Annotated in this window: 18 protein-coding genes and 1 pseudogene; 5 read left to right on the forward strand and 14 right to left on the reverse strand. The window is 67.8% G+C overall.

Features of this window, described 5'->3' with window-relative positions; all coding sequences use genetic code 11:
• Positions 1-179 precede the first annotated feature (179 nt).
• Genes G6N59_RS17890 through G6N59_RS17900 form a run of 3 tightly spaced genes read right to left on the reverse strand, consistent with a single transcriptional unit; the run spans position 180 to position 3,783 of the window.
• Positions 180-1,415: an alpha/beta hydrolase gene (locus G6N59_RS17890; RefSeq protein WP_138228162.1), complete on the reverse strand. Its 1,236-nt coding sequence runs from the start codon at positions 1,413-1,415 to the stop codon at positions 180-182.
• Complete coding sequence (fadD12, locus tag G6N59_RS17895) at positions 1,405-3,033, reverse strand: acyl-CoA ligase FadD12 (protein ID WP_138228163.1); 1,629 nt, start codon at positions 3,031-3,033, stop codon at positions 1,405-1,407. Before fadD12 ends, G6N59_RS17890 begins: the two co-directional genes overlap by 11 nt.
• A gap of 6 nt (positions 3,034-3,039) precedes the next feature.
• Positions 3,040-3,783 carry a lysophospholipid acyltransferase family protein gene (locus G6N59_RS17900; RefSeq protein ID WP_234884025.1) on the reverse strand — a complete coding sequence of 248 codons (744 nt, stop codon included), beginning with the start codon at positions 3,781-3,783 and terminating at the stop codon, positions 3,040-3,042.
• A gap of 156 nt (positions 3,784-3,939) precedes the next feature.
• On the opposite strand from G6N59_RS17900, the gene G6N59_RS17905 reads away from it, so the two are divergent.
• Positions 3,940-4,716 carry a crotonase/enoyl-CoA hydratase family protein gene (locus G6N59_RS17905; protein WP_138228165.1) on the forward strand — a complete coding sequence of 259 codons (777 nt, stop codon included), beginning with the start codon at positions 3,940-3,942 and terminating at the stop codon, positions 4,714-4,716.
• 6 nt (positions 4,717-4,722) lie between these two features.
• Here the strand turns inward: G6N59_RS17905 and G6N59_RS17910 are convergent, their stop codons facing one another.
• From G6N59_RS17910 to G6N59_RS31190, 4 genes and pseudogenes are all read right to left on the reverse strand, one after another.
• Complete coding sequence (locus G6N59_RS17910; protein ID WP_138228166.1) at positions 4,723-5,190, reverse strand: hypothetical protein; 468 nt, start codon at positions 5,188-5,190, stop codon at positions 4,723-4,725.
• 54 nt (positions 5,191-5,244) lie between these two features.
• Entirely contained in the window at positions 5,245-5,730 is a 486-nt protein-coding gene (locus G6N59_RS17915) for a hypothetical protein (protein WP_138228167.1), read from the reverse strand.
• Between the two features lie 101 nt (positions 5,731-5,831).
• The gene (locus G6N59_RS31185; RefSeq protein WP_234884026.1) at positions 5,832-6,857 is read right to left on the reverse strand and encodes an acyl-CoA dehydrogenase family protein; all 1,026 of its coding nucleotides are present in this window, start codon (positions 6,855-6,857) and stop codon (positions 5,832-5,834) included.
• A pseudogene (locus G6N59_RS31190) lies at positions 6,834-7,952 on the reverse strand (acyl-CoA dehydrogenase family protein); the annotation flags it as partial. The pseudogene G6N59_RS31190 and the gene G6N59_RS31185, both read right to left, overlap by 24 nt.
• A gap of 58 nt (positions 7,953-8,010) precedes the next feature.
• Here G6N59_RS31190 and G6N59_RS17925 point away from each other — a divergent pair.
• Positions 8,011-8,538 (forward strand): dihydrofolate reductase family protein, encoded by a 528-nt coding sequence (locus G6N59_RS17925; RefSeq protein ID WP_138228169.1) that lies wholly within the window; start codon positions 8,011-8,013, stop codon positions 8,536-8,538.
• On the opposite strand, the gene G6N59_RS17930 is transcribed toward G6N59_RS17925, so the two are convergent.
• From G6N59_RS17930 to G6N59_RS17945, 5 genes are all read right to left on the reverse strand, one after another.
• A complete protein-coding gene (locus G6N59_RS17930) occupies positions 8,535-9,164 on the reverse strand; it encodes a TetR/AcrR family transcriptional regulator (protein WP_138228170.1) in 630 nt (209 codons plus the stop codon). The two genes, G6N59_RS17925 and G6N59_RS17930, sit on opposite strands and share 4 nt — an antisense overlap.
• Positions 9,161-9,295, reverse strand: coding sequence for a hypothetical protein (locus G6N59_RS31620; protein WP_268815767.1), 135 nt, complete (start codon positions 9,293-9,295; stop codon positions 9,161-9,163). Before G6N59_RS31620 ends, G6N59_RS17930 begins: the two co-directional genes overlap by 4 nt.
• Before the next feature lie 233 nt (positions 9,296-9,528).
• Positions 9,529-9,750 carry a hypothetical protein gene (locus G6N59_RS17935; RefSeq protein WP_138228171.1) on the reverse strand — a complete coding sequence of 74 codons (222 nt, stop codon included), beginning with the start codon at positions 9,748-9,750 and terminating at the stop codon, positions 9,529-9,531.
• A 173-nt stretch (positions 9,751-9,923) separates the two neighbouring features.
• Positions 9,924-11,396, reverse strand: a complete 1,473-nt coding sequence (locus G6N59_RS17940; RefSeq protein WP_138228172.1) for an aldehyde dehydrogenase — start codon at positions 11,394-11,396, stop codon at positions 9,924-9,926.
• Positions 11,397-11,509: 113 nt separating this feature from the next.
• On the reverse strand, positions 11,510-12,322 hold the full coding sequence (locus tag G6N59_RS17945) for a class I SAM-dependent methyltransferase (protein ID WP_179970215.1): 813 nt from the start codon (positions 12,320-12,322) through the stop codon (positions 11,510-11,512).
• 33 nt (positions 12,323-12,355) lie between these two features.
• On the opposite strand from G6N59_RS17945, the gene G6N59_RS17950 reads away from it, so the two are divergent.
• Positions 12,356-13,543: a glycosyltransferase family 4 protein gene (locus G6N59_RS17950; RefSeq protein ID WP_138228173.1), complete on the forward strand. Its 1,188-nt coding sequence runs from the start codon at positions 12,356-12,358 to the stop codon at positions 13,541-13,543.
• Between the two features lie 327 nt (positions 13,544-13,870).
• The gene (locus G6N59_RS17955) at positions 13,871-15,340 is read left to right on the forward strand and encodes a sugar transferase (RefSeq protein ID WP_234884022.1); all 1,470 of its coding nucleotides are present in this window, start codon (positions 13,871-13,873) and stop codon (positions 15,338-15,340) included.
• On the opposite strand, the gene G6N59_RS17960 is transcribed toward G6N59_RS17955, so the two are convergent.
• Positions 15,306-16,925: an MmpA family trehalose lipid delivery protein gene (locus G6N59_RS17960; RefSeq protein ID WP_179970369.1), complete on the reverse strand. Its 1,620-nt coding sequence runs from the start codon at positions 16,923-16,925 to the stop codon at positions 15,306-15,308. The genes G6N59_RS17955 and G6N59_RS17960 overlap by 35 nt on opposite strands.
• 17 nt (positions 16,926-16,942) lie before the next feature.
• Positions 16,943-18,139, reverse strand: coding sequence for a cell envelope lipid trafficking protein PgfA (locus G6N59_RS17965; RefSeq protein ID WP_138228175.1), 1,197 nt, complete (start codon positions 18,137-18,139; stop codon positions 16,943-16,945).
• A 228-nt stretch (positions 18,140-18,367) separates the two neighbouring features.
• Here G6N59_RS17965 and G6N59_RS17970 point away from each other — a divergent pair, with 228 nt between their 5' ends.
• Positions 18,368-19,477, forward strand: coding sequence for an acyltransferase family protein (locus G6N59_RS17970; RefSeq protein ID WP_234884027.1), 1,110 nt, complete (start codon positions 18,368-18,370; stop codon positions 19,475-19,477).
• The last annotated feature ends 6 nt before the right edge of the window (positions 19,478-19,483 follow it).

Here is a 19,483-nt window from a genome sequence, read left to right on the forward strand (position 1 = left end):
CTGTCGGCACCTCTTCTGCGGGTGGGTCGAGCTGGGAGCTGTCATCAATCGCTGACATGGTCAGCACACGGTGACAATGTCAGCGATCGATGACGGGTCCCGGTGACACACATGCAAGGGAGAGGTCATGCAGGAGCGAGGTACAGACCAGCGCGGCCTCGGCGCAGGCCGCAGGTCGGCTACCCGACCTCGTCCTCCGCAGCCACGGCCTTCGCCTTCTCGGCCCGCACCCATTCCAGGAACCGGGTGATCGCCTCGGCGGTGTAGCGGCCATGGGCCGAGCCGAAGATGTCGAAAGCGTGCTGCGCGTGGGGAATCTCCGCGTACGCCACCGGCGCCGGCGACTGTGCCCGCAGCGCGGCGACGAAATCCCGGCCCTCCTGGACATCGATCAGCGTGTCGTTGGTGCCGTGCAGCACGAAAAACGGCGGGGCGTCGGGGCCGATGCGGGTGATGGGCGAGGCGTCCAGGAACACCTGCGAATCGTCGGCGAACCGCTTCCTGATGATCAGTTGCTCGAGGGCCCGCATCATCTCGGGGCGCCCGGGGCCCTCGAAACCGAACCAGTCATACCGGCCGTACACCGGAACCGCGGCCGCGACGGAGGTGTCGGCGTCCTCGAAACCCGGCTGCCACTGGGGATCTCCGGGGGTCAGGGCTGCCAGTGACGACAGGTGCCCGCCCGCCGAGCCGCCGCTGATCGCCACGAAGTCGGGATCACCGCCGTACTCGGCGATGTTGTCCTTGACCCAGGCGAGGGCCTGCTTCACATCGATGATGTGCGCCGGCCATTGATGTTTCGGGCTGACCCGGTAGCCGATGGACACGCAGATCCACCCGCGGTCGGCGAGCGCGCCCATCAGCGGGTAGGCCTGGGGCCGGCGGTCGCCGAGCATCCAACCACCACCCGGAACCTGCAGCAGCACAGGGGCTTTGCCATCGAGGGGCAAATCGGGGCGGCGCCAGATGTCGGCGAGGTTGGCGCGGTGCGGACCGTACTTCACGGTCTCCTTGTTGTACTTGCGGCGCGACAGCATGGTGCGCCCGATGCCGGGCAGGCGGGGGACACCCGGGTCGGCCGAGTTGTCCGGCCCGATCACGTCACGCAACGGCTGCTCGAATGCCGGTCGCGAACTCCGGCTGCGCGTGAAGATGAGGCCCAGAATGGCCCAGGTGACCACCGTGATGCCCAACGCGATTCGGCCGCTGGTACCGGAGAAATCACCGCGGCGGCCCCGGCGGATCGCGGACAGCACCGAGGAACTGAGCACGACGCCGGCCGCTTCACTGGACGGCCAGCCGTTGGCGAACGCGACGATGCCGGGGTTCCCGGAGCGGGCCAGCGGGCTGGCCGCGTTGGTGGCGTTGACGAGTCCGACGACGGCCCGCAGCAGGGTCACCGATTTACGCGCCATCAGCCAGTGCCTTCAGCTCGCGGCGGTCGATCTTGCCGGTACTGTTGCGCGGCAGTTCGGTCAGCACCGTAATCGACCGTGGCACCTTGTAATTGGCGAGGTTGTCCCGCACATGCTGCTTGAGGGCGTCTTCGGTGGCCGTCGCCCCGTCGGTCAACACGACGAACGCCGCCAGGCGCTGGCCGTACTGCTCGTCGGCGACGCCCAGCACCGTGGCCTCGGCCACCTCGGGATGCGCGGACAGCGTCTTCTCCACCTCGATCGGGTAGACGTTCTCGCCGCCCGACACGATCATCTCGTCATCGCGGCCCACCACGAACAGGCGGCCGGCGGCGTCGAGGTAGCCGAGGTCGCCCGACGACATGTAGTCCTGATGGAAATCCTTTGTGGCACCGGATGTGTAGCCGTCGAACTGCGTGGAGTTGCGCACATAGATGGTGCCCACCTCGCCCGTCGGCAGCTCCTTGAGATCGGCGTCCAAGATCGTGATCTCGGTGCCCTCGGCCGGGCGGCCGGCGGTGTCGGGGGCGGCGCGCAGGTCGGCCGGCGTCGCGGTGGCGATCATGCCGGCCTCGGTGGCGTTGTAGTTGTTGTAGATGACGTCACCGAACTGATCCATGAACGAGGTGACGACGTCAGGGCGCATGCGCGACCCGGAGGCCGCGGCGAACCGCAATGAGCGACCGCTGTAGCGATTGCGGATGTGGTCCGGCAGTTCCATGATGCGGTCGAACATCACGGGGACCACACACAATCCGGTGGCCTGGTATTTGTCCACCAGCGCCATGGTGGCCTGCGGGTCGAACTTGCGGCGGGTGACGACGGTGCAGGCCATCGACGCCGCGAACACCAACTGCGAGAAGCCCCAGGCGTGGAACATCGGAGCGACGATCACGGTCGTCTCCTCTGTGCGCCATGGCGTGCGGTCCAAGATCGCCTTCAACGCATCCAGGCCACCGCCGGAATGCTTGGCGCCCTTGGGAGTTCCCGTGGTTCCGGAGGTCAGCAGGATCACCCGGCTCTTCTCGCCGGTACGCCGCGGCTGCAGCCCGAGGTGATCGATGATCAGCGACTCGACGGTCAGTGGGTGGTCCTTGGTATCGGTCCACGCCACGATCCGGGTCACTTCGGACCGTCCCGCCCGGTCCGCTAATGCGCGGTCGACCGTCGCGGTGAACTCTTCGTCGTAGATGATGACGTCGACGTTCTCGCGGGCCACGACCTCGGCCATCGCCGGACCGGCAAAGGAAGTGTTGAGCAGCAACACATCCGCGCCGATGCGGTTGGCCGCGATCAGTGAGTCGACGAAGCCGCGGTGGTTGCGCGTCATGATGCCGACGACCTTGGCGGACGGCAGGGTCTGCAGGGCGGCGGCGAACGCATCGCCACGCCGGTCGAGCTCACCGAACGTCAGCGTGCCCAGCTCGTCGATGAGGCCCGGCCGGTTACCGCAGCGCTGCGCGGAACTGGCGAAACCCGAAGTGACGCTCATGTTTTCGCGCGCCATGGCACCGGCGATCCGCACGTACTTGTCCGGGCGGAGTGGGGCGATGACACCGGCCCGCACCATGGTGGAGACGAGCCCGGCGGTCGCGGTCAGCCTGTCGGTGATGCCCACGACCCGTCAGCCTAGTACCGGGAAGCGACGCTCTTCGGCGAGTTCATCGAGTGCGTCCTGCATGACCTTGCGGACCCGCGCGTCGACCGCGTCGATGTCGGGCTCTGCACCGAACTCGGCCTCGATGTTGATGGGCGGCAACACCTGCATGACGATCTTCGACGGCAGCGGCACGTTGAAGGGCAGCACGGCGGACAGCCCGAACGGCAGCCCGATGGACAGCGGCACCACCTTGGTCCGAGCGGCGCGCGCGATGGGGCCGAGGGCCTTGGCGATGCGCTCACCGCGCGTCAGGAACAGCTGGGTCTCCTGGCCGCCGATGCCGACCATCGGCACGATCGGCACGCCGGCGTTGATCGCGGCCTTCACGTACCCCTTGCGGCCGTCGAAGTCGATCTTGTTGGCATCGGTCGACGGCCGGTAGACGTCGTAGTCGCCGCCGGGGAACACGACGACGAGGCCGCCCGAGCGCAGCGCTTCGTCGGCGTTCTCGTGGCTGGCCAGGATGTAGCCGGTCTTCTTGAAGAAGTCCGCGGTCGGGCCGACCATCAGCATGGCGTGGCTGAGGGTGTAGACGGGGCGGCCGTAGCCGTACTTGTCGTAGAAGTGCGACGAGAAGATCGGCACGTCCATGGGCAGCATGCCGCCGGAGTGGTTGCTCACCACCAATGCGCCGCCCAGTGGAATGTTCTCCAAACCGCGGACCTCGGACCGGTGATAGACCTTCAGCAGCGGTCGGAGAATCCCCATGACCTTCTCGGTCAGATCAGGGTCAAATTTGGTGATTTCGGGCAGCTTGGCCACGGTTTCTCCTCTGGCTGCGGCAAAAACTAGAACGCGTTCTAATTTTCGATTATTCACTGGTTGACCGCCGGACGCCAATCCCCTGTGGCTAGCATCACCGTCGTGACCGAAGAAGCCGCCAGCGAAGATGCCGTCCTCGTCGAACAGCGCGACCGCATACTGATCATCACCATCAATCGGCCCCAGGCCAAGAACGCTGTCAACGCAGCGGTCAGCAACGGCTTGGCCGCTGCCGCGGACCGCCTCGATGAGGACCCGGGACTATCGGTCGGCGTGCTGACCGGTGCCGGCGGCTCGTTCTGTGCCGGCATGGACCTGAAGGCCTTCGCCAAGGGCGAGAACATCCTGTCGAGCCGTGGCTTCGGCCTGACCCAGCGTCCGCCGGCCAAGCCGCTGATCGCGGCAGTCGAGGGCTACGCGTTGGCGGGCGGCACCGAGCTGGCGCTGTCGGCCGACCTGATCGTCGCCTCCAACGCATCGGCGTTCGGTATCCCCGAGGTCAAGCGGGGTCTGGTCGCCGGCGGTGGCGGGTTGCTGCGGCTGCCGCAGCGCATCCCGTACGCCATCGCCATGGAACTCGCGCTCACGGGCGACAACCTGACCGCCACGCGGGCGCATGAGCTGGGTCTGGTCAACGAGCTGACCGAGCCCGGTGGCGCACTGGATGCCGCCCTCGCGTTGGCCGAACGCATCACCGCGAACGGCCCGTTGGCGGTTGCCGCCACCAAGCGCATCATCGTCGAGTCGTCCGACTGGTCCGACGCGGAGAAGTGGGACAAGCAGGCCGCGATCCTGGGGCCGGTCTTCATGTCGAAGGACGCCCGCGAGGGTGCGGTCGCCTTCGCCGAGAAGCGCGCGCCGCAGTGGACCGGTAGCTGACCTGCGCTACTTGGGCTTTTTCTCCGGCTGCTGCACCGGGCACTGCTGCTCAACCCAGTTGTTGAGTGTGCGGCTGAACTGAGAGCGGTCGGGGTCGCTGGTGTGCAGGCCGTTGGTCTTGACGAAATGCGTCACGGCGGCCTGCACATCGGCCGGCGGGTGGAACCCGTTGATGGTGTCCCCGGCTGCCTTCGCGTCGTCGGGGGACGTGCCGGACATCAGGTTCACCACCGCGCCGGTGAGTTGCAGGCAGGTCCCGCCATCGAGCTGACGGCTGGTGGGGGACGGTGGCGCTTCCGCCGCTGGGGCGCTCGGGGCGGCCGACGTGCTCGACGCCGCAGCGCTCGATGTCGAGGTGGTCGGCTGTGCCGGCTGCTTGTCGCCTGCGCACCCGGCCAGCAGTAGGGCAGCGGCGAGCACTGCGGCCTGACGGCTAGTGAAGCGCCGCGACGTCACGATCTCCCGGTAGGACATGTGTTTGTTCTACCGGGAAGATTGTTTGTGCCGGCTGCTGGGGTCGGACAATGGTCAGATCGAGGCGACGAAGTCGCTGCTGTAGAACTCGGCCGGGCTCTGCGAATACGGGGCGGGCAGGTCAACCGCGACCCACACGCCGGTGGTGCCGGGGGCGACGGAGAGCTGGACGGTGGAGCTGCCGTTGCCCCAGCCATCGGTGTTCAGCGAGGCGGTGCCGATGCTTGGGTCGCCGGGCAGGCAGCCCAGCGTGGCGTGCGGCGCCGGGATGAGTCGGACCACGTACTGCGCGTCGCGTGCGCCGTCGAGCATCTCGATGTGGGCGACGGCAGTGCGGCCGTCGGAGGTGACGTCGGCCGTCGGCACTGCCGGAAAACGGAACTTCATGTAATTGATCGGCTGCCGATCGCAGGCGTACGTCCGCGACATCAGCGTCATCCGATGTGCGGTGGCGGCGTGCGCCGGCGCCGCGACGACGGTCGCGGCGGGCAGGACGGTGCAGACGGCAAGCGCTGTGAGCGCGCCGCTCAGGTTGGACATGTGTCAAGTTTTTACCGGGACCGCCGGTAACGCAGTGGTCGGCGTCACAAGCGGACGGACTCCACTTTCGGCGCGGATATTGACTTAGGTCACAACGGGATTCAGATGCGCCCTACCGTCACATCCCAGGGTTCCGTCGTCGCGATGAGCCCGGCGAGGCGCCGGGCGTGCCAGCTGGTGCCGCCGAACTCGTCGGCCCAGCTGCGGGCGCGCATGGTCGCTCGCCACAGCGGATGTTCGGCGGTGGTGCCGATGGCGCCGTGCAGCTGATGCGCGACGGTGGTGACCGGGCCGACGGCGCGGCCGACGGCGACCTTGGCGACGGTGGTGGCGTAGGCGGTGCGGGCGTCGGCAAAGCCGTACTGCGTAGCCGCGGTGACCGCCAGAGTGGTTGCGGCCCTGGCTCGTTCGATCTCGCCGAGCATGGAGGCCAGCGAGTGCTGTACTGCCTGGAAGGTGGCGAGTGGACGGCCGAACTGCACCCGGTTCGCGGTGTGCGTGATGGTCAGTTGCGCGGCCGCGTCGAATGCGCCGACGATCTGCACGCAGCGGCACCAGGCGCCGCGGATGGTCAACTCGTCGGCGACGGCCAGCGGCAGTTGGACGACATCGTCTGCCGCCGTGTCGAATTCGATCCTCGCCCGAGGTTCTCCGGCGAGGTTGTGCCCGCTGTCGATGCGCGTCGGTGCGCCGCGCAACGCGACGCAGAGTGCGTCAGGCCCCGGTTTGGTCACCAGTACCGGCCCGCACTGCGGCCAGGTGGCGACCTGGTCGATGGCCAGCGTCAATGGTCCCGACTCGGGTACCGGCAGTCCGGCCGCGGCGGCCAGCCAGGTTGCCAACACATCGGTTTCGGCGATCGGCACTGCGGCGGCGTGGCGCGCCAGGGTCCCCAATACGACGGCCGCCGCGGCCGGCCCGGCGTCGGCGTCGCCGCTCAACCGGGTCAGCCCGGAGGTCTCGGCGGTGCGCCACAGGGCGTCGTCGAACGTCAGCGGCAGCGTGCGGGCGGGTTCCGCGGACCGGCCGATCTGCTCGGCGAGGTCGCGCAGTTCGGCAAACCCGTCCGAATGCTGTTTTGCGGCAGCCTGTTTGGTCCAATTCTTGGCGACGATGCCGCGCAGCACCTCGTTGGTGCCCCCGCGCAGCGTGAACAGTGGTGCGTGCACCCGAGCGGTATCCAGCATGGCCTGCAGCCGTGGGCGGTCGGGACCGTGGTAGCGATCCAGCAGTTCCGCGGCGATCTCGACGGAATCCTGTTCGAACCGGGTCCCCAGGTCCTTCACCAGGGCGGCGGGCACGGCGGCATCCTGACCGGCGGTCAGTGCCCGGGCGACCGATATGGACAGTTGGCGTAGCGAGATCATTCGCGCCATCAGGTCGCCGATATCGACGCCCGGTTCGTCCCGTAACGCTTCGATGAGCGCGAAAAGCAGTGTGGCAGTGGACAAGAAGCGCTCCGGCCCGCTGCGCTCGAAACCCAGTTCCGAGGTCACTTGGTGCCAGCCCGCGCCCACCGTGCCGAGCAGGTCGGCGTCGGTGAGAGCTACGTCGTCGAACAGCACCTCGTTGAAATGGTGCTCGCCGTTCATCTGGACGATGGGCTCGATGGTGACGCCGGCGGCATCGGTGGGCACGATGAACTGGCTGAATCCGGCGTGCCGGTGGCCGGGGTCCAGGGGGCTGGTGCGGGCCAGCACCACGATCTGGTGCGCCAGGTGCGCGCCGCTGGTCCACACCTTGCTGCCGTTCAGGCGCCAGCCGCCGTCGGTGCGCGTGGCCTTGGTGGCGACGGCGGCCAAGTCGGAACCCGCCTGGTGTTCGCTCATGCCGATCGCGGAATACAAAGTACCGGAGGCGATTCGGGGCAACAGCCGGCGCCGCTGGTCCTCGCTGCCGTAGGTCAGGAGGGCGGGAGCCACCTGCCGGTCGGCGATCCAGTGCGCGGCGACCGGGGCACCGTGGGCCAGGAGTTCTTCGGTGACCACGTACCGGTGCATGTGGCTGCGCCCGCGCCCGCCGTACTCGACCGGGATCGTCAGCCCGACGAAACCGGCCTCGGCCAATCGCACGCTGAAGTCGGCGTCCCACTTCGACAGCCAGCAGTCGACGCCGGGTTGCCAGCCGAATTTCCGCGCGTCCTCGGCCAGGAACCGGCGCAGGTCGCAGCGCAGTTCCGCCAGCTCATCGTCGTCGGCGCGGAGGGCGTCGAAATCGTCCATCCGGCAACAGTAATCGCGGCGTCCCAGATTGTCGGTGGGTCGCGGCATACTCGGTGCGATGGCGACTATTTACTACACCGCATCCAGTTTGGACGGCTTCATCGTGGACTCCGCCGGCAGCCTGGACTGGCTGCTCACCCGCGACATCGATGTCGACGGGCCGTTCGGCTACAAGGCCTTCGAGAAGTCGGTGGGTGCGCTGGTCATGGGGTCGACGACGTACCGCTGGGTCGTCGAGCATGAGCCGGGCGACTGGCCGTACCCCCAACCGACGTGGGTGCTCACCTCCCGGTCGGACGTCGTCGTCGACGGCCATCCGGTCCGGGCGGTCAGCGGCGATGTCGCGCAACTGCATCCGACGCTGGTCGAGGCGGCGGGGGAGCGTGACGTCTGGATCGTCGGCGGAGGGGACGTCGCCGCGCAGTTCATCGCGGCCGGCTTGGTCGACGAACTCGTGGTGTCCTATGCGCCGTGCTCACTGGGTGCCGGCGCGCCCGTATTGCCGGTGCGCTCGGAGTGGAAGTTGCTGGAGTCCGGGGTCAACGGGGACTTCGTCTGTGCGCGCTGGGCTCGCGCGGACGGCTAGCCGCCGGCAGTGGGCAGGCCGTTGTTCTTGACGAAAGCTTTTGCCTTGATGAGGAATTCGAGCTGGGCGGCGACGTCGTGCAGCGGTTCGACGCTCCGTGACGACCTGCTCAGAACCACGGCGCCTTCCAGCGCGGCCAGGCACGTGACCGCCAGGGCTGATGCGTCGGCATCGCTGAATTCTTCGGCGGAGAAGGCGTGCCCGAGAGCGGTCCGCCACCGGTCGAAGATTTCGGCGGCGATGGGCGTCAGGGTGGGGGCTTCGTCGCCCGACCCCACGGCGGCGGCGACCACCGGGCACCCTGCGGTGAAGTCGCTGTCGGCCAGAATCTGATCCCAGAAGGTGACGAAGCCGCGCACCAGCGCAATGCCGCCGTATGCGGCGGAGGCGTCGATGTGGGCGGCGATCGCATCGCCGGCGAACTGCAGGGCTTCGATCAGCAGCTGGCTGCGGCCCTCGGGAAAGTGGTGGTAGACCGAGCCGCGCGGCGCCCCGCTGCGCGCCAGCACCTCGTCGATGGTCAGGCCGGCGGCGCCGCGCTCACGCAGTACGGCCGCGGCGCTGCGCACCATCCGGTCCCGGGTGGCGCCGCGTTTGTTGACCGCCTTGGTGGCAGCTGCGGTCAAGGTGTGACCCGGTTCCGCAGCTGCGTCATCCGATCCTGCACACCGCGAGCCGCTTCGCGCAGCCGCTCATTGGCGCCCAGGACGGTGTGCGTGAAGCGATGGCCTTTCACGTTGACTTCGACCACCCACATGGCGCCCTCCTTGGTATGGGAGTCAGCATAAAACGTCCGACACATCGGGCCAAAGAATGTATGCCGGGTCACACATCTTGGAGATTTTGGAGAGCTCGAGCGGGGTGGATGGTCAGAACTATGGTTTCTTGCATATTTCTGTAACCAGCCGGCCCGGCAGACGTGAAAGTCCCCACGATCAAGCGATCGTGGGGACTTTCGCGTCTCCTCGCGGTCAGAACCCGCGCAGAAAACTAGCCGGCGTTCTCCAGCGCGACGAGCGCGGCAGCCACGGCGAAGTACTTGTTGGAGCCGAGCTGGCGCACGGTCTTGATGTTGAATGCCGCGGCGAGGTGCTCGGCGTCGGAGTCGCTGACCCCGGCCAGTGCGGCGGGTGATGCGTCGAGGATGTCCTTGAGGGACTTCTCCTCGTATGCCTTGTCGAGCGACTTTTCGAGATCTACAGAAACTGCCATGGGTTGCCTCCCAGATTGTTTGCCAACGACCTTCGAACCCGCGTGACGGTATCAGCGATCGATGCGGTTCGCCCGGGATAAAACACTCTTGCGGAAAAGCCGAATGGCCACCCCAACCGAGTCCCCCAAGGGGCGAAGGACGTGGTGTGGGTGGCCATCCGGACGAGGCGGAATTACTCCGGGGTGTAGCCGAACGGCAGCAGGACACTCTTGGCCTGGCAGTAGGCTTCGATACCCTCGGGGCCGTTCTCGCGGCCGATGCCCGAGTTCTTGTAGCCGCCGAACGGGGCGCCCGGGTCGAACGCGTACATGTTGACCGCGTAGGTGCCGGTGCGGATCTGCGCGGCGATCTTCATGGCCCGTGGGATGTCGGTGGTGTAGACGCTGCCGGCCAGGCCGTAGTCCGAATCGTTGGCGATCCGGATGGCGTCCTCTTCGGTGTCGAAGGGGATGATCGCCAGCACCGGGCCGAAGATTTCTTCCTGGGCGATGGTCATCGAGTTGTCGACATCCGCGAACACCGTCGGCTGTACGAACCAGCCGGAATCCAGGCCCTCGGGACGGCCGCCGCCGGTGGCGATGCGCGCGCCCTCTTCCACGCCCTTCGTGATGTAGGCCTCGACGCGCTCCCGCTGCTTCTCGCTGATCAGCGGGCCGATCATGGCGGCCGGGTTGTCGGGCAGGCCGACCTGCATGGCGGCTGCGCCCGCGGCCACCTTCTCGACGACCTCGTCGTACCGCGACCGCGGTGCCAGGATGCGGGTCTGGCCGACGCAGGCCTGGCCGGTGTTCATCAGACCCGAGAACAGCAGCATCGGGAGCGTGGAGTCCAGGTCGGCGTCCTCGAGGATGATCGCCGCGGACTTGCCGCCGAGTTCCAGCGTGCAGGGCTTGAGCCGCTCGGCGGCGACCTTGCCGATCTCCTTGCCGACGGCCGAGCTGCCGGTGAAGGTGAACTTGTCGATCTCGGGGTTGGCGGTCAGCGCGCGGCCGGTTTCCGGGCCACCCGGTACGACGGACAGCACGCCCTCGGGCAGGCCGGCCTCGGCGAAGGCCTGGGCCATGGCGAAGACCGACAGCGGCGTCTCGGCGGCGGGCTTGAGCACGACGGTGCAGCCGGCGAGAAGTGCCGGGCCCAGCTTGTTGGCGGCCAGGAAGAACGGCACGTTCCACGCGGCGACGGCGGCGACGACGCCGATGGGCTCCCGGGTCACGAGGGTCTGGCCGTAGATGCCGTCGCGGATGTCGTTCCACTGGAACTTGTCAGCGGCGCCGGCGTAGTAGTTGAACGACGACATGGCGGCGCCGTACTGCATCATGTCGATGATGCTCGGCGGCTGGCCGGTCTCGGCGGCGAGCAGGAACTTCAGCTCGTCGGCGCGCTCGGTCATGATGCGCGACGCCTCGGCGATCACCGCGGCGCGCTCGGCCGGGGACATCGTGGGCCACGGGCCCTCGTCGAACGCCTTGCGGGCAGCGGCACAGGCGGCATCCACGTCGGCCTTCGAGGCCAGCGGTACCTTGCCGACGAGCTCGCCGGTCGCGGGAGAGTGCACCTCGATGACGTCCGACGTCGCGGGTGCGGTCCACTGACCGCCGATAAAGAGCTGGTCCCACTCGGTTTTGAAGGCCGTGCTCTGTGTCATCTGTGCTCCTCGCGTGCGCGGTGTGTCATGCCCGCGCTCCTCGAGTGCGCGGTGTCATGGAGGTCACATTACCCAGTTTTCGATCAAACGAGAACATGTTCCAGTTCGACGCCTCAGGTCGGCTGGAGGACCAACACCAAGTTGCTCGTCAAAAACTCCTGTAACAGCGGTACAGACGTCGCGCGCCAGGCCCATCGCGGGTGGTAGCGGGGGAATGCGGCGACCAGTGCGCCGGTACTGCGGGCCCACTGCAGGCCCGCTGCAGCCGACACCGCGAACAACGACGATCCGTAGTCGTTCTTCGGCCGGTGGCCGTGTTTGCGGGTGTACATCTCGGCCGCCCGCCGGCCGCCGAGGTAGTGCGTCAGTCCCATCTCGTGTCCGCCGAAGGGGCCCAGCCACACGGTGTACGACAGGATCACCAGCCCACCCGGCCGGGTGACCCGCAGCATCTCCCGGCCCATCAGCCATGGTTCGCGGACGTGTTCGGCGACATTCGACGACAGGCAGATGTCGACGCTGTCGTCGGCGAACGGCAGCGCCATGCCGGAGGCGCGGACGAAGGTGCCGGCGCCGTCGGGCTGTGCGGCGGGACTCGTGCTGGATGGAGCCGCCATAGCGGCTCCGGCATGCGCCTCGGCCTCATCGGGCTCGACACCGATATACGTCATTCCGGCGCCCGAGAATTCGGTGGCGAAGTAGCCGGGGCCGCCACCGACGTCGAGCACGGTCGTGCCCACGGGGGTGGTCCCATTGAGGTCGCGCCACAGGCCGTCCACCAGAGCCACGGTGTCCGCCGCGAGCGCACCGTAGAAGCGCGCCGGGTCGGTCTGCTCGAAACGGAACTCGCCGAGCAGTCGGACCGAGCGGGCAAGTGTGGCCCGCTTGCGCGTGGTGACCAGTCGTTTGGCTGCCCAGCGATTCACTCCGCAACCCTACTGACCGGTACCCTTCATTCGATGCCAGACCACCCCCAGCAGTCCGCTGGATCTCGCGACGAGATCCGGTCGGTGCTGCTGCTCTGCTGGCGCGATACCGGCCACCCCCAGGGCGGTGGCAGCGAGACGTATCTGCAGCGCATCGGCGCGCAACTGGCCGAGGCCGGGGTACGGGTGACGCTGCGGACCGCCCGCTATCGCGGGGCCGCGCGCACCGAGATCATCGACGGCATTCGGATCAGCCGTGGCGGTGGCCGGCTTTCGGTCTATGTCTGGGCCGGGCTGGCCATGGTGCTGGCCCGCATCGGCGTGGGTCCGCTGCGCGGCGTCAAGCCGGACGTGGTGATCGATTCCCAGAACGGCATCCCGTTTCTGGCCCGGCTGGCGTACGGCCGGCGGGCCATGGTGCTGGTGCACCACTGCCATCGCGACCAGTGGCCGGTTGCCGGGCGGCTGATGAGCAAGTTCGGCTGGTTCGTGGAATCGCGGCTGTCGCCCCGTCTGCATCGGGACAACCAGTACGTGACGGTGTCGCTGCCGTCGGCCCGCGATCTGGTGGACCTGGGCGTCGACGCGTCGCGGATCGCCGTCGTGCGCAACGGGGTCGACCTCGCTCCCGCGGCGTCCCTGGCGCTACCCCGGTCTGTGGAGCCGCGCATCGTGGTGCTGTCGAGGTTGGTGCCGCACAAGCAGATCGAGGACGTGCTCGACGCGGTCGCGCTGCTGGCGCCGGTGATTCCGGGCCTGCGGCTGGACGTCGTCGGCGGCGGTTGGTGGGACGAGCGGCTGGTTGCGCACGCTCGCCGGCTCGGCATCAGTTCCGCGGTGAGCTTTCATGGTCACGTCGACGAGTCCACCAAACACGAAGTGCTGCAACGGGCGTGGGTCCATGCGCTGCCTTCGCGTAAGGAAGGCTGGGCGCTGGCCGTCATCGAGGCCGCGCAGCACGGGGTACCGACGGTCGGCTACCGGTCCTCGGGCGGCCTGACCGACTCGATCGTCGATGGCGTGACGGGCCTGCTGGTCGACAACCACCGTGGTCTGGTCACCGCGCTCGAGACCCTGCTGACCGAGGACGTCCTGCGCGATCAACTGGGTGCCAAGGCTCAGGTCCGGGCCGCCGAATTCTCGTGGTCGCAAAGCGCTTCCGCGATGCTGACCGTCGCCGAGGCGGTCCGGGACGGGAAGTTCGTCGACGGGATCGTGTGACGGATCCACCGGAGCAGCGGCGGCGCTGCCGACGGGGGTCAAGATCGGTTCCGCAACTTGTTCTTAGCGGCGATGCAAATCCGTCATTTTGCCGTTGGATCGCCGCCGCACACATAAAATGACGTCAAGGTCAAATTTGATAGCTATGAGGGTCTCCATCAGGCTTCCGCCTGTCGGGGCTCCCCATGAAATGGCGGATCCAGGTGACTGGATCCGGTGATGCATTGCGCAACGAACTCCCTTACTCATTCAAACAATTAGCAAGTGGGACTCACCGCTCCATCGATGCACCAACGGTTCTGAGGAGTTGAACATGTGGGGTTGCCAATGACACTCTCGACGTTCGGCCTTGCGCGCCTGACTGATTCACGCACGGTATGGCAGCCGTATTACGCGCGTCGCGTGCTGATCACCGACGTTGTGACCATCGTCGTCGCCATGCTGCTCGCGCAGTGGGTCCGATTCGGTGGAGATGGCTACGGCCCGTCGGCCTCCATCCTCTATACCGGGTATTCGTTGGTGCTGGCGGGCCTGTGGCTCGGCATGTTGACTCTGCATCACGCCCGTTCGGCCTCGATCCTGGGCTGTGGCATCGAAGAGTATCGCCGGGTCGTCGCCGCATCCTGCTGGACGTTCGGGGTCATTGCGATCGTGGCCCTGCTCGCGCGACTCGAAATTGCCCGCGGCTACCTTGCGTTGGCATTCCCCTTGGGCACCGCCGGACTGCTGATCGGGCGCATGCTGTGGCGCCACCGGATTCGTGCTCGCCGGCAAGCGGGCGAATGCCTGACGTCTGTTCTCGCCATTGGTGACCGGGACGCCATCGCCGTCCTGGCCACCGAACTCATGAACGATCCCGGCGACGGTTATGTGGTGGTCGGCGCCGGTATCCCGGGCGTACCGAGCGCGCGCGGTGAGGTGATCAGGATCGGGGATCGGGTGATCCCGATCTTTGGCGACGAGAACGATGCCCTCGGCGCGCTCGGCGACCGATGTGCCGCCGACACCGTTGCGCTGACCGACGCCGAACATTTCGGAGTCGCCGGAATCCAGCGGCTCACCTGGCGCCTCGAGGCATCGGACGTCAACTTGGTGGTCTCACCCGGCCTGCTCGACGTGGCGGGCGCACGCCTCGCGATGCGGCCGGTGGCCGGCATGCCGCTGCTGCATGTGGAGAAACCGCAGTATCACGGCGCCAAGAGTTTCATGAAGAGGGCGTTCGACTTCGGCTTCGCCTTGGCGGCGCTCATCGGGACAGGGCCGCTACTCGTGCTCGCGGCCATCGCCATCAAGCTCACGAGTCGTGGCCCGGTGTTCTACCGGTCGGAACGCATCGGACTGGACGGTGAACCGTTCACGATGATCAAGTTCCGCAGCATGGTGGTCAACGCGGATGAGCGCCTCGATGAACTGCTGCCCTCGAACGAGATGGCCGGCGGTGTCATGTTCAAGATGCGTGACGACCCGCGGGTGACGATGGTCGGAAAGGTCCTGCGCCGCTACAGCATCGATGAGCTTCCGCAATTCATCAACGTGCTCAAACAGGACATGAGTGTGGTCGGTCCGCGGCCACCGCTGCGGCGGGAAGTCGAGACCTACAACGGGGACATCATGCGCAAGCTGCTCGTCAAGCCGGGCGTGACGGGACTGTGGCAGATCAGCGGCCGGTCGAACCTGACGTGGGACAAGGCTGTGCGCCTTGATCTTTCGTACGTCGACAACTGGTCGATGCTCACCGACGTCGGGATCATCCTGAAGACCATCAGTGTGGTGGCCCGCGGCGAAGGGGCGTACTGAGTCCCCGCCACCGCTGGATCACCATCGCGGCCAGCCCGCCGATCAGCATGCCCAGCCACACCAGATGCGCGGCGATCAGCAGTGCCCGTCCCGATGCCGCGGGCATCGTGCCGCCGACCTGGTACAGCGCAATGTCGTTGTCCCGGTAAGCGATCGGTAGCGACAGGGCCGGGGCCGGTCCCTCGACCACCACCCAGCCGACCCCGGCCGCGGCCAACTGGTGCACGTCGGCGCCCCGGAGCAGCAGGTCCTGCACCCGTCGCGCCCGCACGCCCTCACCGGGCACGGTCCGTCCGCCGATCACCAGGTCGCCGGTCGCCAGCACGTCGGCCGAAACCCAGCGGGGCAGCGGGTCCAGTACCGGTGCCGGTCCGGCCCAGGGGAACTGCCGGATGACGTCGGGCGGCAGGACCGCGACGGGCTTCGGGTCCGAGTTGATCTGCGCCGCAACCGAATACCACCCGGCTGGATACTGCACCGACCCGAGCCGGCCGCCGACGCCCCACACCAGGTCGGGAAGTGCGGCCAACACCACGATGCAGCACCCGGTAGCGGCGAAAGCCCTTGGTAGCCAACGTCTCAGCACGGCCACCGCGGCGGCACCGGCCAGGACGTAGCCGGGCATGGCGAGCGCCACCCACTTCTGGCCGTCCCGCAGCACCCCGGTGCTCGGGACGGTTCGGATCAGCCAGTCGAGGAACGCGGACCCGGGCTCGGTCGCCAGCAGTGCGGGCCCGGCCACGGCGATCAGCGCGAGCGCCAGCAGCGGCCGGGCCGCCGCGACCGACCAGGCCCGGCGTGCCCCGATCACCACGACGGCCAGCAGTGCCAGGGTCCCGACCAAGGCCCACAGCGTCGTCCGGGACGCCGGTACCGCCCCGGCGTTCCAGATGCCACCGAGTCCGGCCAGGCTACCCAGCGTCCCCAGCCCCGGCTCGGCCCGCGCGGCGAACGCCGGCACCCCCGCGCTCGCCACCGGCAGCACCGAGCGCGCGACCACCGTCGCCACCAACCAGGGCAGGGCGGCGCCAACTGACGCGGCCAGCGCCAGCCATCCGCCGCGCCAGGTCCGCGAACACACCAGCGCCACGACCAACGCGAGCAGCAGACCCGTCGGCGTCAGCCCGGCCAGCGCGATCCAGAACACCAGGTGCCACGTTCGGAGCTTCAGTGCCGAGACCGCCACCCAGGGCAGGCAGCCGTAGCCGACCAGCAGACTCCAGTGCCCCTGCAACAGCCGTTCGGCGACATAGGGGTTCCACACGGCGATGGTCACCGCCACCAACTGCCCGCCGAGGCCGGCATCCAGAATCGCCGCGGTCAACCGCGCGGCGCCCCAGCCAGCGAACCACAAGCCCAGGATCAGCAGCGCCTTGACCAGTACTCCGCCGTCGACGACACGTGAGAAGACGGCCAGGAAGAAGTCCTGCGGGAGCGCCCGGGGCGCGGCCTCGGACAATCCCAGGGCCGCATCGGACAGGTAGGACCGCGGTGTCGAGACCGCGTCACGCAGCAGCAGATAACCGGGCGCCAGCAGTGGCGCCGTGACAGCGAGCGTCAGCCCCAGCGCATAGAGCGCCGGCAGGGCACGACGAAAAACGATCAGATCCGGTCCGGTGGCAGATCGGTCGGCCGCTGGGTGGGCAGCTTCTCTGTCATGGCCTCGGCGGCGGGCATCGGGCCGGAATCGGTATCGCGCCGGCCGAAGAAGCCGTGGCCCGCAGCATCCAGGCCCGGATCGATCAGTGCGGCCTGCGAGCGCAGGCTGTAGCCGGCCAGCAGCACGCCGCCGACCAGGAAGACCAGCCCCAGGCCACCGAAGGTGATGGGCAGGATGCGGTCCCACAGGGCCAGCCTGTCGCGCTCGCCGTGGGCGGCGGAGACCTGTGACTCGACCGTCTGCTCGTTGGACGTGACGGTGAAGTCGGCGAACGTCACCTCAGGCTTGAGGGCATCGCGCGAGTAGTAGTGGAACCCGCGGTCCTTCTCCTTGACGATGGTGCCCGAGACCGGGTCCACCCAGAAGGTCCGCGCTGCGGCGTAGTACCGCTGCATGGTGACGGGCTCGGTGGGGTCGGCGGCCTGCACGCCCCACAGCTCGGCACGGGCGGTCACCGAGCCGTCTTCGTCCTTGTCGTACAGCGACGAGAACTTGATCGGATCGACCAGCTTGCCGTCGGCGTCGAAGCCGACGTTCTGGCTGAACTTGTAGACCGAGAGGCCGTTGACGTCTTCTTCGCCCTCGTAGTTGGCGTCGTACGCCTTCTGTGCAATCGGATCGAACACCTGGTAGGTCTTCTTCTCCGTACTGAACGGGAAGCGGTAGCTCAGCCCGGTGTGGGGCAGCGCGATGTTGGTCGGCGGGTTCTGGTCCTCGATGGTCCGTGGCTTCTGCACCGAGCCGGCCGCCCCCTTCACCGCGGCGGCGGTGGTGCGGTTGAGCGTCACGGTGTCGACGAGTGCCAGCAGAAGGCCGTTGTCCTGCTGCTTGTCGGTGCGGCGCACGGTGTTGCCGACCTGCAGCGTCACGACGTCGGCGTTGGCCGGGTTCTCGACGCTGAGCTGGCGCTGCAGCACCAGCGGGACGTTCTTGTTGACGACGAACTTCTCGCCCAGCAGCGAGGCGGGGTCCAGCGCGGTGCCGGTGCCGTTACTGACCAGCGTGGTGTCGATGTCGAGCGGAATCTTGGCGATCTTGCCCGACGTATAAGTAGTCAACAGCAGTGCAGCAATCAGCAGGGCGGCGCCGAGCCCCATCAAGACGCATGCCGCGATTCGCAACCCCACAGCGCGGTTCAACCCGTGCTCCTTACTTTGTCTGCCAGCCACACAGCAACCCGACTGACCCTAACAGCCCTTACTAAGGCACACCCTCAGAGTGCTGTGCGGCCGCGCGATGGTCGTGGGGGAGATTCGCTTCCGACGCCGGGCACCCGGCACACTGGGGTCGTGGGCGACCTGGGACTCGACACTGCGGACCGCGCTCCGTTGAGCGGCACCCGCAGTTTCCTGCCCGCTGTCGAGGGCATGCGGGCCTGCGCCGCCATGGGCGTCGTGCTGACCCACGTGGCATTCCAGACGGCCAACAGCAGCGGGTGGTACGGCCGCTTGTTCACCCGTTTCGATCTGGCGGTCGCCGTCTTCTTCGCGCTGTCGGGCTTCCTGTTATGGCGCGGTCACGCCGCCGCCGCGCGGGGTCTGCGGCACCGGCCGCCGACGGGCCACTACCTGCGTTCCCGCATCGTCCGGATCATGCCGGGTTATCTCTTGGCCGTGGTGGTCATCCTGGCGCTGCTGCCCGACGCCCACGCCGATCTCACGGTGTGGCTTGCCAACCTGACCTTGACCCAGGTCTACGTGCCGCTGACCCTGACCGCCGGGCTGACCCAGATGTGGAGCCTGGCCGTCGAGGTCAGTTTCTATCTGGTGCTGCCGCTGCTGGCACTGCTGGCCCGCCGGTTGCCGGTGGATTGGCGCGTGCCCGCCATCGCGGTGCTGGGGGTGGCGAGCTTCGCGTGGCCCGCGCTGCCGTGGCACCTGCCGTTCGGCGTCAACCAGATGAACTGGCTACCGGCGCTGTTCTCGTGGTTCGCCGCCGGCATGCTGCTGGCCGAGCTGACGGTCATGCCGGTCGGACGCATGCATCAGCTCGCCCGCCGCCGGTGGGTCATGGCGGCCATCGCCGGGGTGGGGTTCGTCATCGCGGCAACGCCGCTGGCCGGCAACATCGGGCTGGCGCCGGGTACCGTCAGCCAGGTGGTGGTCAAGACGGCGATGGGCGCCGTGGTTGCCGGGGCGCTGCTGGCGCCGCTCGTGTTGGACGCACCAGGAACGCCGCACCGGATTCTCGGCAGCACCGCAATGGTGACGCTGGGCCGCTGGTCCTATGGGCTGTTCATCTGGCACCTGGCGGCGCTGGCCATGGTGTTCCCGGTGATCGGCGAGTTTCCCTTCAACGGGCACATGCCGATCGTGCTGATCCTGACCTTGATTTTCGGGTTCGCGATCGCCGCCGTCAGCTACGGGCTGATCGAGTCGCCGTGCCGCGAGCTGCTGCGCCGCTGGGAGTCGCGGCACGCTCCGTCGCCGCGGGACAGCTCGATCACCGATGTTCCGGAGCCGGCTGCCGTCGGATAGGAGGTC

The organism is Mycolicibacterium aubagnense, assembly GCF_010730955.1.
GTDB classification, from domain to species: Bacteria; Actinomycetota; Actinomycetes; order Mycobacteriales; family Mycobacteriaceae; genus Mycobacterium; species Mycobacterium aubagnense.

Coding starts and splice junctions, on each gene's coding strand:
- G6N59_RS17890 (WP_138228162.1), bottom strand. CDS start 1,415: ATGGCGCGTAAATCGGTGACCCTGCTGCGGGCCGTCGTCGGACTCGTC.
- G6N59_RS17900 (WP_234884025.1), bottom strand. CDS start 3,783: ATGGGGATTCTCCGACCGCTGCTGAAGGTCTATCACCGGTCCGAGGTC.
- G6N59_RS17910 (WP_138228166.1), bottom strand. CDS start 5,190: ATGTCCTACCGGGAGATCGTGACGTCGCGGCGCTTCACTAGCCGTCAG.
- G6N59_RS17915 (WP_138228167.1), bottom strand. CDS start 5,730: ATGTCCAACCTGAGCGGCGCGCTCACAGCGCTTGCCGTCTGCACCGTC.
- G6N59_RS17925 (WP_138228169.1), top strand. CDS start 8,011: ATGGCGACTATTTACTACACCGCATCCAGTTTGGACGGCTTCATCGTG.
- G6N59_RS31620 (WP_268815767.1), bottom strand. CDS start 9,295: ATGTGGGTGGTCGAAGTCAACGTGAAAGGCCATCGCTTCACGCACACC.
- G6N59_RS17935 (WP_138228171.1), bottom strand. CDS start 9,750: ATGGCAGTTTCTGTAGATCTCGAAAAGTCGCTCGACAAGGCATACGAG.
- G6N59_RS17940 (WP_138228172.1), bottom strand. CDS start 11,396: ATGACACAGAGCACGGCCTTCAAAACCGAGTGGGACCAGCTCTTTATC.
- G6N59_RS17950 (WP_138228173.1), top strand. CDS start 12,356: ATGCCAGACCACCCCCAGCAGTCCGCTGGATCTCGCGACGAGATCCGG.
- G6N59_RS17955 (WP_234884022.1), top strand. CDS start 13,871: ATGACACTCTCGACGTTCGGCCTTGCGCGCCTGACTGATTCACGCACG.
- G6N59_RS17970 (WP_234884027.1), top strand. CDS start 18,368: ATGCGGGCCTGCGCCGCCATGGGCGTCGTGCTGACCCACGTGGCATTC.